The organism is Shewanella psychropiezotolerans (assembly GCF_007197555.1).
GTDB lineage: Bacteria > Pseudomonadota > Gammaproteobacteria > Enterobacterales > Shewanellaceae > Shewanella > Shewanella psychropiezotolerans.
This window is the reverse complement of record NZ_CP041614.1, coordinates 1,369,132-1,381,974: the sequence shown is the minus strand read 5'-3', so window position 1 is coordinate 1,381,974 and position 12,843 is coordinate 1,369,132. Positions and strand designations below refer to the sequence as shown.

Here is a 12,843-nt window from a genome sequence, read left to right as displayed (position 1 = left end):
GATAAATAGTATGAATCGCTTGTTCCGCACTTTCTTTATTTTCCTTCTCCTGCTGTCCACCCGGACGGGATTTGCTGCCACAAACGAATTTCAGTCCAATATTAAAGAGAAGAGTGATTGCTATGCCGTCAGGCAAGCAATCAGTAAAGATCTCTTTGGACTCACATCGATATCAAGCCTCGAATACCATCCGCCCAGACAGACCAGCACAGATCTCGACGCCCTCTACTCCCAAGCGCAAACGGCTCAAGACGAATTAGCACAAATTTTAAAACAGATCTCAACAGGTACTCAGATTGAGACACAAGTTCCAGGCATTAAGAGCTATTCCAGAGCCAGCGAGAAGGTCAGTAGTAAACTTGATGGTGATGCGAGTCTACTCACCGATCTTGCCCGAGCCAGCATAGTAACCAAGAATATCCATGACTTGGTCACTGCCTATGAGGCCTTAACCAGTCAAACTCAGATCATCAAGGTCAAGAACCGCTTCGCTTCCCCTAAAGACTCAGGATACCGGGATCTCAATGTGCTCATCAGACTACCTAAGTCTCAGATGATTGCCGAAGTTCAACTGCACTTAAGTGAGATAGCTAACATCAAAAATGGTGCCGAACATCAGGTCTATGAACGAGTGCAGTCCATAGAAACAACCGCCATGAATCAAGATAGGGCATTGAACGATATTGAGCAGGCTCAGATAACGCGTCTTCGCCAAGTGTCCCACAAGCAATATCACAAAGCTTGGCTACAATATAAACGCATCGATGCAGCAAGCTTGATCACCGCATCGGCCGCCTAAGCGCTAACAATACACACTCAGACAAGATATACTTGAGCCCATAAACGTATAATCAGCGAAGAGACAATGCACGAAATCATAGAGCAACTTCAGGAACTGAGTGAAACCGTTCCAACTCCTTTAGAACTGGCTACATTTGAACAAATTGTAGTGGTCGAAGAGGAGATTTTAATGCCTCTTCCTGCCGAGCTAAAGGAGTATCTACTCTATGCCAGCGATGTTATCTACGGAAGTCTGGAGCCGGTAACCGCCAGCGACCCATATTCCCACACCTACCTTGCCGAAGTGACTGCCTACGCCTGGTCAATCGGCATGTCACGAGAATATGTCGCCATATGTCAGCAGGGCAATAGCTTCTACTGTATCGATCAGGAAGGTCAGGTCATACTCTGGAGCGAAGATGAGCTCGAAAGTGAAACTTGGGATTCATTTTGGCAATGGGCGGAACATGTCTGGTTACAGAGTTAAGCCTCAGTTCTAGGTTCTAGGTTCTAACGCAGCACATTTATCTATCCGAGCACAAGTATTTCAAGCACTAAATACTTGAATAAGGCTTGGTATAGACACTCAATATTTATGGAAAAATAATGTCAAACAATGCTGGCTTGAATGCCATCGAATTTAAGTTTTTACGTCTGTCTCTGGGTCTGACACAGGCTCAGGTAGGCGAACTCAGCAAAGCCAGTGAAGCAGATGTCATCGCCTGGGAAGCGGGTAAAAAGCCCGTATCGGGACTAGCGGAGAAGAAGCTGTTAGAGATCGATGAGATCATCGAGATGCAAGTGCTCAACACCTGTGATGGCATCGAAGAACTATTCAAGCAGGAGCCTAAGCGTCGCCTTAGTTTTGTCGTCTATCCGACTCAAGCCATCTACGCTCAATATAACCCAGAGTTCTTAGGCTCACTGCCCCTGACCGAACTTTATAGCACATCTGCTTGGCGCATCAAGAAAGAGTGTAAGCTAGTGCTTGAAGTGGACGTGACGCTAGTGGCACTCGACGTCGAAGCCTACAAGGCTTACCGCGAGAAAGAAGACTTAAAAGAGAGCCGCGAGATCCGAGCGAAATGGGCGGCGACACAGATATAGTTGCAAGGTTCGAGAAGCGTAAATAAAAAAAGCATCTAAATCGATGCTTTTCTCTTTTTAAGCGCTCTCTATTCAAGAGATGGTTCAAACATACGGTTCATAAGCATTTTTAGCTAAATGTTATTCTGCACCTGCCATCTCTTTCTCTAGTGCTTTCGCCATGGCTGGTCGCTTAGACACTCTGTCACGGTAGGCCGCTAGTTTAGGCGGAATAGTTTGCTCGAATCGCGTCGCCCACACTAAAGTGTGCGCCAGTAAGATATCGGCGACGCTTAACTCATCGCCTAATAAGAAATCAGACTCTGGAAGCCAATTTTCGGCAATAGCGGCCGCCTTATCGAACTCCCACTTCGCCACAGGAAACATGCTCTCTTGGCGTATTTCTTCAGGCAAGGCAAACTTGTGTTTGCCTATAGTCCATAACGGCTGCTCAAGCTCAGTGATGATAAAACTCACCCACTTATGATGCAAAGCAGAGGCATCGCTGCCAGGTTGTGGTAACAGCTTTCTGTCGCCATACTTCTCGGCTAGGTGCAACACGATAGCAGCTGACTCGGTCACCACCAACTCATCATCGACTAAAGCAGGAACCTTGCCGCAAGGGTTCACAGCAAGAAAATCGGGGCTGCGGCTATCGCCTTTGGCAAAGTTAATATAGTGATACTGCCAATCCAAACCCAGCTCTTCTAAGGTCCATGACACACGTAGTGAACGACTTCGGGGTACTCCATATAACTTGATCATTCTCACTCCCATAATGACGTACTAATAAAAAGGCTATACCTAATACCAATCGGTATAAGATGTAGCCCCTAACAATATACTCAAATTCAGTTAACTTGAAAGATTAAAAATTCATCGTCAGCTTAGTATAAATATATCGGCCCAAGGGATTATGCACCGCCATCGCATAACCATAGAGATCGGCATCACCATCACCGATGGCGAATGGTGGCTCTTCGTCAAACACGTTATTCACGCCGACACTCAGCTTAAACATCTCGCTGAAGCGATAAGAGCCCGACATATCCACCAGAAGCTGAGATTCGACGGTACGTGTCTTATTGAAATCATCAAACTCCCCGATGTAACTCAGGTTAATATTGGCGGCAAAATCATCCATCATCCAGTTTGTCGTCGCCAACCAACGGTTCTCGGGATACTCATAGCCACCGGTATAATCGACGGACTCGACACCATTATCTTTCTCAAAGTTATGCATATAACTCCACTCTAAGCCAAACTTTATGTCGCCATAACTATCCAGCTCCAGCCTATAATGGGCAGAGACATCCATACCCTGCACTTCTTGGGAACCCAAGTTCACGAAGCTTGAATGAATAACATCGATTGGCCCCAAGTTCTGACCCGGTTGAGCGGCCGAGCGTTCACAGATACTGCTATTTTGATCGTTACAGTTTGCATCATAAATATCGCTCAGCAGTAACTTGTCTATCTTGTTATCCTGGACGATGCTGAAAATATCAAAACCCAGATCGAATTGCTGACTCGGTGCCCAGATCATGCCCACGTTCCAGGTTTCTGACTCTTCGGCTTCCAGATCAGGGTTACCGGCAAATACCGTGTTATAGTCCAGTAATTCACAATCCACACCATCTGCAGCACAGCGATATTTATCGATAAAGAAGTTACTCTCCTCTGATGGGCCTAAACCTATCTGAGCTAAAGATGGCGCCCTAAAGCCTGTAGACCAAGATGCTCGAGCGGTAAGATCTTCTGTCATTCCCCATTGGAACGCGACCTTAGGATTAGTGGTCGAGCCAAAATCGCTGTAATGATCGTAACGTCCCGCCAGTTGTAATTCGAAGTTATCGGTCAATGGGATAGAAAACTCTACATAAGCCGCATACTGATCCCGAGCCGCCTGTGCCGAAACCGCTTCGGTACCGAAGATCAAACCTCTTCTGAACTGTTCATCGGGTACATCGCTGACATCTTCCTCGCGATATTCTGCGCCCGCTGCCATCATGATGTCACGACCCGCTAAGGTAAATGCCTGACCAGTAATGCTGGCATCATATGAAGTAATATTAGATTCACCTTGGCGTACTAAGCTCGTGGTGATGCGGTCTATGACTTCTTGAGGGTTATAGGTGCCACCGAAGGGGTTATAGTTGCCAGCATCGATCTCTGCTTGCAGATAATCGGTTCTTACCCAGCCCTGAGATCGGTCACCCGTCTGGGTGGATTTACTGCGCCCTCTCTGGGCGGATACTTCCCAGTCCCAGTCATTGATCATGCCGCGAAGCCCTACCACTAATCGCATAGAGTCAGACTCAATATCCCAGCGGCGAGCCCCGGCATCGACGGTACGATAACGACCAATCTCTATATCCTGGCCCCAGGGGTTATCCGGATGAGTACCAGGAACGGTAAGACCCGCATCTTCATCGAGAGGAGTGGGTGCACCTCCAGCTTCAGAGGTGTTGTGTTGCACCGCGAACTCTAAGAAGGCTGTCAGCTCGTCATTAAAATCATAATCGAACTGCCCGATAGCGCCTACACGCTCAGATTTAGGAATGGTGAGGTTGTATGGGCCATAATCAAACAGACAGCTACCGCTTTCAGTTGCCGAATCAGCAGGACAATCAGGGTCGATAGTCTTGACACCATCGACATAAAAATACCCGGGAAAACCACGGGATGAGCGATAATCTTCACCGCCATAAGGACTCTGGTTCGCCGTACCGAAACGCCCCATTTCACTGGCGGCCAGTGTATCGTTCTTAAAATAATCCAAGATAATCGACGCACTGCCCTTTTCAGACTTTATCCCCCAAACTAAACTGGCTGTCTGCTCGCCGTAATCAGTACCGGTCGCATCCCCGAAGCCCAGATTGATCTCTATGCCCTCAATGTCTTTCCTAAGCACAATATTGACCACACCAGCGATAGCGTCAGATCCATAGATAGCGGACGCGCCATCTTTGAGGATATCGATACGTTCGATTGCTGATACAGGTATGTTATTGATATCGACGAACGAATTGGTAATGCCCTCGGCAAAAGCCGAGGCGGCAACGCGGCGCCCGTTAATCAAGACGAGTGTGGCATCGGGACCGAGTCCACGCAGACTGATCGAGGCACCACCATTTGCTGTAGAATCTTGGCTGTTACCACGCGTTGAAAATGCACCTGCGCCGTTGGCAGGCATACGTTCGAGTAATTGCTGCAGGTTATCGAACCCCATATTAGCAATGTCTTCCTTACTGATCGATTGAATAGGCGATGGCCCTTCGATATCGGTACGTTTGATACGCGATCCCGTCACTTCGATTCGTTCGACGGTTTCAGCTGCCGCATGTAGGTCATTAGCGAACAGAGAGGTGATAGCCAGCGCGCACAGGCTAGGTGTTATTACTTGCTTCATTGTTATCATCCTTTGATATTATTATTTTTCAATCACTTGACTACAACAAATTTCAGTCAGACTACTGATTACTCGTGCAAGTACTAACCTAATGCCTAAATTAGGGAAGTCAAATAAAGCAGCGCCTTAGACATAAAGAGTTACAAACTCTATCTAAACGGCCTAGAGGAGCAGAGATGACTAACTTACGCAAATATAGGCACGCTCCTCACTTGAAGCGCTGGGAGATGAAGGAGAAGCTAATGGGAAATGTTTAAATGAAGATGTAACGACGCTCCGGGCGACCCACGGTGCCATATTCGATATCGGCCTTCACCCTATCGACAGACAGCAGATACTCCAGATAACGCCTGGCCGTGGTTCGACTGATCCCAATGCTGTCCGCCATCACTTCCGCCGTATATGCGGTGGCAGGATCCTGCCTAAAAGCATTAATAATCTTCTCCAGAGTCAGACTATCGACTCCTTTTGGCAAAGGCAATTTTTCACTTTTATCAGAACCAGCACCAGATCTCAGTTCTTCACCATGTTGCAGACCAAAGAAGAGATCCACATCTTCCTGCTCGAACGCCTGTCTGGTCTCAAGCTTATTTGAATAATCCGCGAAACGTTGCAGGGTCTGATTCAGACGTGAGAAAGAGATGGGTTTAAGGATATAATCGAATACACCAGAAGCGACAGACTTTTGGATAACCTCCACATCTTTAGCGGCCGTTAACATCACCACAGTCGGCGCATTTTCCTTTATCTCTTGACGAATATACTTGATCACATCCAGGCCGCAACTCGAGTCCAGACTAATATCCAAAAACACCAGTTCCGGTGCGAAGCAGTCTATGACATCTATCGCCTCAGTCACGTTCGAGGCGATGCCTATGACCTCATACTCTTCTCGTTTGTTGATGGTTTTGGCCAAGATCGTGGCAATCCTGGCATCATCCTCAACTATCAGTACATTTTTCACTTTCATTATAATACCTTGTTATTATTATGTTTATCATCGGTACTGCTTGCTTATGACCGTTTTCCCAGCTGCTTGGGGATATACACGGTCATTATGGTACCGCCTCCCTTGGCATTAGATATAGATATCGACCCGCCTAACTGAGCCAGTGCATTCTTTACCAGGTACATGCCGATGCCATGGCCCATCTCGGCCTTAGTGGTTTCGCCTAATGCAAAAATATTCGCTTTCAAGTCGCTCCCTATACCGCCGCCAGAGTCAACAACTTCAAATATGAGGTCATTACCTATATCTGTCATATGTAAATTAACCATGTGAATTTTAGCGCTGTTTTTAAGGCTGGCATCGAAGGCATTATCTATGATATTTCCCAGAATCGTGACCAACTTTTCTCTGGGTATATGCACTGGAATATCATTGAGGCTACTATCTGACTCTATGATAAATTCAATATTACACTCTCGGGCTTGATTGTATTTACCCAGGAAGAACCCCGCCATCACAGGATCTTTAATGGTAGTAATCAAAAACTCGATCATCTCCTGATAACCTGAGCTTTCACTGGTGATCAATTCCAGAGCCTCATCGACGGAGCCAATTTGAATAAGGCCTCCTATGGTATTGAGCTTATTAGAATACTCATGGGTCTGCACTTGTAACATGGTCGAGAACTGCTGCACCTGAGACAGTTTTCTACTCAACACCACTATGTCATCCTTGAGCCTGAAGCTAAGCACGGCTCCCTTATTTTCGCCGTTAATCAACAATGGGGTCTTAGTTAAGATCATCAACTGACCATTGATATCCACCTCGATATCCCGCCAGGATACCTCGGCATTATCGGCGCTCAGCATGGGAGACAGTGACAGCAGATCATCGATAGCACTGCCGACAATCTTGTCTTTGTCTACATCACCGATAAGCTTCAATGCAACCGGATTGACACTGGTTATAACTCCCGCTTCGTTGATCACTATGATAGCCTCAAGAATAGAGGCGAGCACGGCCTTACGTTCGGTATAAGTACGGGCAATCTCTTCGGGTTCGAGCCCGAAGATATCATCTCGGTAGCGTTTGGATATATAGATGGTTACCCCCACTCCCGCCAGGAGTATCAAGCCAAAGAAGAAGTTTAAATTACGCTTAAACTTATCTACGACCTTATCAATATCCTCTTCGAGAAAACCTACCGATACCAGACCGATTATGTCTCCCTGTGGCGAGTAGATAGGGCTCTTACCGCGAACCGAGATACCTAAAGACCCCTTCGCCTTTGAAATATAAGACTCACCATAGATTAAGGCTTGCGTGTTGTCTCCGCCCACCATCTTCTTGCCTAACTTGCTCACGTTTGGATGAGAATAACGAATCCCATCGATATCACCGACAACGATGAATCTGGCTTCTGTGTTATGACGGATAATCTCTGCGAAGGCTTGTACCGAGGCACTATCCTTATTGATAAGCCCTTGAATAATGATGGGATGATGGACTAGTGACTTGGACAAGGCTAAGGCACGTTTGCCAATCTGCTCTTCCAGATTGGTTTGCAGGCTATAGGTGGCAACGAGCCCTAAGCCAAAAGTTTGGATTACGATCAGGCTCAGGGAGAAGAAGGCCAGACGATTATGCAAACCTAAATTTTTAAACGTTGAGACGATAGAGATCATAAATTTATCCTAGTCGAAAACTCCTTTCTCGAACTCGCGTCATGGATACAAAATACGATAATAAGTTTTCTGTTAACGATTTGTCAAAAAAAGTAACGTAAGAATAAAGAGTGTAAGCCGCACTCAACCGCAGTTCTTACGTTACAAAACTTGATTGGAACTCTTTTTAATTCACTTCTGCAGTCTTTTTTCTCCCTCTTCTTAAAAGCTCAGATATCTTAGGTAGCAACAAGATCAATGACGCAACGATCAGAATTGTCAGGGTAATGGGTCTGTCCCAGAGGAATGAAATAGAGCCATCGTAGAGTGTTAACGAACGACGCAGGTTCTGCTCTAACATGCCGCCCAAGATAAAGCCTAAGATCAAAGGTGACATGCCGAAATTGAGTAACCTGAGACCGATGGCAATCACAGCGAAACACGCCATCATAAAGATATCGAAGGCGTTAAACGATACCAGATACACACCGATCAGAGAGAAGAACAAGATCAACACAGTAAGCAGTTGCTTAGGCAAGGCTAGTGCCTTGGCGATGTAAGGGATCAGCGGCAGATTGATAAATAGCAGTACGATATTTCCCAGATACATGGACACTATAACCGACCAGAATACCTCTGGATTATCGATAAACAGTCTTGGACCAGGCTGAATACCATAGGCCATCAATGCCCCTAACATAACAGCTGTCGTCCCGGAACCTGGTATCCCTAAGGTTAACAAGGGCACAAATGAGCCGCTACAGGCTGCATTGTTGGCCGTCTCAGGGGCCGCCAATCCACGTAGGCTACCCTTGCCGAACTTTAGTTTCTCTTTAGCCGATGCCAGATTACGCTCCAGACCATAGGCCAGGAAGGAAGCTATAGTCGCACCCGCTCCCGGCAGCACGCCGACAAAGAAACCCAATACCGATGAGCGCGCCACGGTAGGGGCCACCTCTTTGATCTCTGCCCTGGTTAATTTCAAACTGCCGACCTTAGTCGAAACAGCTTGCTCTATCGATGCTAGATCACCTTCTTTGGTCTTGCTCTTGGCTATGATAGACATCAAAGCTTCCGAGAGGGCAAACATGGACATGGCAATCAAGAGAAAACTGATCCCATCGAGAAGATCTATCTGGCCGAAGGTGAAGCGCTCGACTCCGGATGCCTGATCCGTGCCTACCGTCGCCAACATCAATCCCAGCAGAGTCATCATGATCGATTTAAGGAACTGTCCTTTATTGGAGAAAGCCGCTATCGCAGTGAGTCCCAATACCAGCAAGGCAAAATAATCCGGTGACTGAAAGCTCAGTGATACCTTAGACAACATAGGCGCGGCCACCAGCAGGAAAACAGCCGCAATAGTACCGCCACAGAAAGAAGAATAAGCCGCCAACGCCAACGCCTTACCCGCTTGGCCTTGCCTCGCTAAAGGATAGCCATCGAACGAAGTCGCAACGGTGCCGGCAACTCCCGGAGCATTAATCAAAATCGATGAGGTAGAACCACCAAAAATAGCACCGTAATAGACCCCTGCCATCAAGATCATCCCGGATGACGGGTCAATACCATAGGTGATGGGGATCATCAGGGCAATTGCTGTGATAGGGCCAAGCCCGGGCAACATGCCGATAAATGTGCCGACGAAGCAGCCGAAGATAACAAATAAGATGTTCTGCATCGAAAATGCAGTCTCTAAACCCAGTAGTATTCCATCATGCATAGTCTTAGCTCCAGATGTCGCCAGTTGAAAGATAGATGCCGAGTAACTGAGTCATGATCGCCCAGAAGACAATCACCACAGGCACCGAAGCGACGAAGAGGATTTTAGGTCGGCGCTCATCTAAGATGAGATAACCGATAATCAGGAAGACTATGGTAGACAAGATGAAGCCCAATGCTTCTATGGTGCCGCCGTAGAAAAACATCAAACCGATAAGCGCGCCGCACTGAGTCCAGCCCTTGCGGTCAAAATAAGGTCTGTCTTTATCTCCCGCCTTTAAAAATACCGATTTCCTCTCTTCGATTATCGCTAGAAATAGCGCCAGAGCCGACACTATCATGGCCGTAACCGCATAGATCTTCGGCATAGTCTGGGAGGTGAAGACATCGTATTCTTCACCGGGATAAAGAGGGATTTGCGTGGCGTAGTAGCCATAACAGACGCTAAATATGAAAAAAAACAACGCCCCAAGCTTGTCTCTACTGATATTCATAAGATTCACCATTTATAGTATTTTTTAATTAGGTGTTGTCCCTGCCTACAGCATACAAATATGCTGCAGGCAAAGAAGTCGTGCTTTGTGGATCTTGCTTATGTCTTTATCTTAAGAAACCTAATTCTTTCATCAGTCCACCGATCACTTGCTCCTGATTCTCGAGAAACTGATAGAACTCGGTATCCGGGTTATAGAGATTCACCCAACCATTACGAGCCTTAATCTCATTCCATTCAGGGGTTCCCTGAACCCCGCCCAGTAACTTGGCATAGGCTGCAACTTTCTCATCTGACATAGAAGGAGCCGCGAAGAAACCACGCCAATTAGCGAAGACCACGTCATAACCCAGCTCTGTCAGAGTCGGCACATTTGGTACTGCCTCGACACGCTTTGGTGATGTGATGGCGAGAATGCGTACCTCACCACTCTGGGCCATATTCAATGCCTCACCGACGCCGGTCGACAAGATAGCCGTCTCACCCGATAGCAAACCCGCCATGGCCTTACCGCCGGCGTCATAAGCCACATAAACCAGACGTTTCACGTCAACATCGCCAGCCTGCATCGCCATAGCAGCAACTAAGTGATCTAAGCTGCCTCGAGCCGAACCGCCAGAGAACTTCACCTTTCTAGGGTTCTTCTTAAATTCAGCAACCACTTCATCCCAGTTCTGAAACTTTGAATTAGCACGGACCACGAAGGCACCATAATCGGCAATGGTTCCCGCCACAGGTTTAAGATCCCTAAAGGACTGTGGAAACACCTTAGTCAGTGAACGAACGACAATCGGTGTCGAGTTCACCATCAAGGTATCGGTCTGCTTAGCCGCAGTTTCAATCATGTAAGCGATGGCCTTACCACCGCCACCACCGGACATGTTCTGATAAGAAGCATTTTCTATCATGCCGGATTTAAGCAAGGCCTCGCCTGTGCCTCTGGCAGTGCCATCCCATCCACCGCCTGGTCCACCAGGAATGAGAAAGTGGATCTTACTTGTATCGATACTGTCGCTCGCATTCGCCGCGCCCATTCCCATGGTTAGCATCACAGCAGCTATGGCACTCGAGGTAAATGTTGTCAGTTTCATGACGTTCTCCAAAAATTAAGTTTGATGACTCTGTCTAAAAAATTAAATGCTCTTGGCGCGAACCTAGTGTTCGCACCGATTTACCGATGCACTCATTTAGAAAAGATATTGCGCTCTTAGTGTCATCGCATTACCGCTGTCATAATCCCCAACTAAAGCCTGAGTGCCGGGACCACTGACATCAGACATCAAATAGTTAGCCATAAACTTGATTTTCTTATTGAGGTAGTAGTTCACCCCTATGGTGGCCACATCGGCCTCTGTACCTTGTGTCTCCGAGGTGGCATCGAAGTTACTCATGCGAGCAAAGACTTCCCATGCACCATAGGTAGAAAGTGGTGTCGGTGAGCTAAAAACGCCGCGTTTAGCATATTTACGGCTCTCGCCTGTGATGAAGTAACTGGCTGTCACATAATAACCATCGAAAGAATCATCGTTGATCGAGTCGACCGCCTGCACATCTCGCTTAGCGTATTCAGCCTGCAAAGACATAGGGCCATATACCCCGGCAAACTCCAATCCCCACTGCTGCAGATTGTCCACCGCATAGGTATCCCCGCCTGCCGCATAGTCCACCAGGCGTACATTGGTCTCGCGAACCTCACCGCGAGCAAATTTAGCCGACAACTTATTGCCGCCCATATCACGATGGGAGCCCCACAAGCCAAAGTGCAATACTTCGCCATCATTATGAATCGGAGACCAAGTCAAACGACCTGTGTAGGAAAGTGCTAACTTATCGTTTTCATCTTTGCCAGTGGCGCCAAATGAGCCGCCCTTGTATGCACCTATGGCGTAGCGTAAACCTGAATCTTTGAAATATTGATACGCCGCCACACCATATTTAAAATAAGGAGACATGGTATTTGACAACATGGAGCGTGAGATCCCCGTGATGTGCTTACTACTGGTCAGAGCTTCCATGCTGATATCTTCACGGATCTTACCTAGCTTAATCACCGGCCCCCCCTTGAAGCCCTTGTACCGCAGGCGCGCCATGGTGATCTCGGCGCCTTCCGAAAAATCGAGCAGTAACTTATAATCCCAGTTATCTGCTTGACCTTCTACATAGGTTCTTATTCGTCTGGGAAACAGATCTGAGCCTGTTTCACCGCCATTATCGGCATTGTAAGCGCCATCAAATGCGTTGTAATCGAGCTGGAAACGTCCGCCCATTTCGAAACTGTATTTGCCATCTTTACTGACAACTTCTAAGCCACCGCCAGAGGTCGATATTTCACTAACGGATAGCTCATCTAATTTTTCACTTAAATTTGCGACTTGCTGTTTTAAATCTTCTATTTCACTATTATCATTCGCTAATACCGATGTTGGTATGGCAAAGACACTTGCGACAAGTATTGCCAAGTTTGTTAATTTTCCTAATCTACCTTTAATAGAGCGAGTGTGGCTTAACTTACTGTTTTGATAGGCCATGAGGGTCCCTTCCACTTGTTGAATTATTTTTATTTTCAATCGCTTGCTATATTCGCCGATTTAAAATCAGAGTCATGACTGCGCAAGACTTAATAGGTTGCTAGTGAAGGGGATTTATGTAAACGTTTAATAAATAATGATTTTAAAATTCATAAAAACAATTAACAACATAAAATTTACACAATAAGAACAACTGTAAGCATATGACT

The 12,843-nt window shown here is 46.8% G+C and carries 11 protein-coding genes; 3 read left to right on the top strand and 8 right to left on the bottom strand.

Annotated features, from left to right (window positions below; translation table 11 throughout):
• Positions 1 to 10: 10 nt before the first annotated feature.
• From FM037_RS06085 to FM037_RS06075, 3 genes are all read left to right on the top strand, one after another.
• Positions 11 to 799, top strand: coding sequence for a RelA/SpoT domain-containing protein (locus FM037_RS06085; protein WP_185977057.1), 789 nt, complete (start codon positions 11 to 13; stop codon positions 797 to 799).
• 66 nt (positions 800 to 865) lie between these two features.
• The gene (locus tag FM037_RS06080) at positions 866 to 1,267 is read left to right on the top strand and encodes an SMI1/KNR4 family protein (RefSeq protein ID WP_144045264.1); all 402 of its coding nucleotides are present in this window, start codon (positions 866 to 868) and stop codon (positions 1,265 to 1,267) included.
• A gap of 119 nt (positions 1,268 to 1,386) precedes the next feature.
• Positions 1,387 to 1,887 (top strand): DUF4447 family protein, encoded by a 501-nt coding sequence (locus FM037_RS06075; RefSeq protein ID WP_144045263.1) that lies wholly within the window; start codon positions 1,387 to 1,389, stop codon positions 1,885 to 1,887.
• A gap of 120 nt (positions 1,888 to 2,007) precedes the next feature.
• On the opposite strand, the gene FM037_RS06070 is transcribed toward FM037_RS06075, so the two are convergent.
• The 8 genes from FM037_RS06070 to FM037_RS06035 all read right to left on the bottom strand — a co-directional run bounded on the left by FM037_RS06070 (position 2,008) and on the right by FM037_RS06035 (position 12,634).
• Positions 2,008 to 2,631 (bottom strand): glutathione S-transferase family protein, encoded by a 624-nt coding sequence (locus tag FM037_RS06070; RefSeq protein WP_144045262.1) that lies wholly within the window; start codon positions 2,629 to 2,631, stop codon positions 2,008 to 2,010.
• Between the two features lie 103 nt (positions 2,632 to 2,734).
• Positions 2,735 to 5,278: a TonB-dependent receptor gene (locus FM037_RS06065; RefSeq protein ID WP_144045261.1), complete on the bottom strand. Its 2,544-nt coding sequence runs from the start codon at positions 5,276 to 5,278 to the stop codon at positions 2,735 to 2,737.
• Between the two features lie 253 nt (positions 5,279 to 5,531).
• Positions 5,532 to 6,248 carry a response regulator gene (locus FM037_RS06060; RefSeq protein WP_144045260.1) on the bottom strand — a complete coding sequence of 239 codons (717 nt, stop codon included), beginning with the start codon at positions 6,246 to 6,248 and terminating at the stop codon, positions 5,532 to 5,534.
• Between the two features lie 44 nt (positions 6,249 to 6,292).
• Positions 6,293 to 7,912 (bottom strand): ATP-binding protein, encoded by a 1,620-nt coding sequence (locus tag FM037_RS06055; protein ID WP_144045259.1) that lies wholly within the window; start codon positions 7,910 to 7,912, stop codon positions 6,293 to 6,295.
• Positions 7,913 to 8,078: 166 nt separating this feature from the next.
• The gene (locus FM037_RS06050; RefSeq protein ID WP_144045258.1) at positions 8,079 to 9,614 is read right to left on the bottom strand and encodes a tripartite tricarboxylate transporter permease; all 1,536 of its coding nucleotides are present in this window, start codon (positions 9,612 to 9,614) and stop codon (positions 8,079 to 8,081) included.
• Positions 9,615 to 9,618: 4 nt separating this feature from the next.
• Complete coding sequence (locus tag FM037_RS06045; protein WP_144045257.1) at positions 9,619 to 10,107, bottom strand: tripartite tricarboxylate transporter TctB family protein; 489 nt, start codon at positions 10,105 to 10,107, stop codon at positions 9,619 to 9,621.
• Between the two features lie 106 nt (positions 10,108 to 10,213).
• Complete coding sequence (locus FM037_RS06040; protein WP_144045256.1) at positions 10,214 to 11,197, bottom strand: tripartite tricarboxylate transporter substrate binding protein; 984 nt, start codon at positions 11,195 to 11,197, stop codon at positions 10,214 to 10,216.
• A gap of 96 nt (positions 11,198 to 11,293) precedes the next feature.
• Positions 11,294 to 12,634, bottom strand: coding sequence for an OprO/OprP family phosphate-selective porin (locus FM037_RS06035; protein ID WP_144045255.1), 1,341 nt, complete (start codon positions 12,632 to 12,634; stop codon positions 11,294 to 11,296).
• Positions 12,635 to 12,843: the final 209 nt, after the last annotated feature.

Bases quoted from the DNA above. Each gene is read 5' to 3' on its own strand.
- FM037_RS06040 (WP_144045256.1), bottom strand. From the start codon at position 11,197: ATGAAACTGACAACATTTACCTCGAGTGCCATAGCTGCTGTGATGCTA.
- FM037_RS06075 (WP_144045263.1), top strand. From the start codon at position 1,387: ATGTCAAACAATGCTGGCTTGAATGCCATCGAATTTAAGTTTTTACGT.
- FM037_RS06085 (WP_185977057.1), top strand. From the start codon at position 11: ATGAATCGCTTGTTCCGCACTTTCTTTATTTTCCTTCTCCTGCTGTCC.
- FM037_RS06050 (WP_144045258.1), bottom strand. From the start codon at position 9,614: ATGCATGATGGAATACTACTGGGTTTAGAGACTGCATTTTCGATGCAG.
- FM037_RS06080 (WP_144045264.1), top strand. From the start codon at position 866: ATGCACGAAATCATAGAGCAACTTCAGGAACTGAGTGAAACCGTTCCA.
- FM037_RS06045 (WP_144045257.1), bottom strand. From the start codon at position 10,107: ATGAATATCAGTAGAGACAAGCTTGGGGCGTTGTTTTTTTTCATATTT.
- FM037_RS06065 (WP_144045261.1), bottom strand. From the start codon at position 5,278: ATGAAGCAAGTAATAACACCTAGCCTGTGCGCGCTGGCTATCACCTCT.
- FM037_RS06060 (WP_144045260.1), bottom strand. From the start codon at position 6,248: ATGAAAGTGAAAAATGTACTGATAGTTGAGGATGATGCCAGGATTGCC.
- FM037_RS06035 (WP_144045255.1), bottom strand. From the start codon at position 12,634: ATGGCCTATCAAAACAGTAAGTTAAGCCACACTCGCTCTATTAAAGGT.
- FM037_RS06055 (WP_144045259.1), bottom strand. From the start codon at position 7,912: ATGATCTCTATCGTCTCAACGTTTAAAAATTTAGGTTTGCATAATCGT.
- FM037_RS06070 (WP_144045262.1), bottom strand. From the start codon at position 2,631: ATGATCAAGTTATATGGAGTACCCCGAAGTCGTTCACTACGTGTGTCA.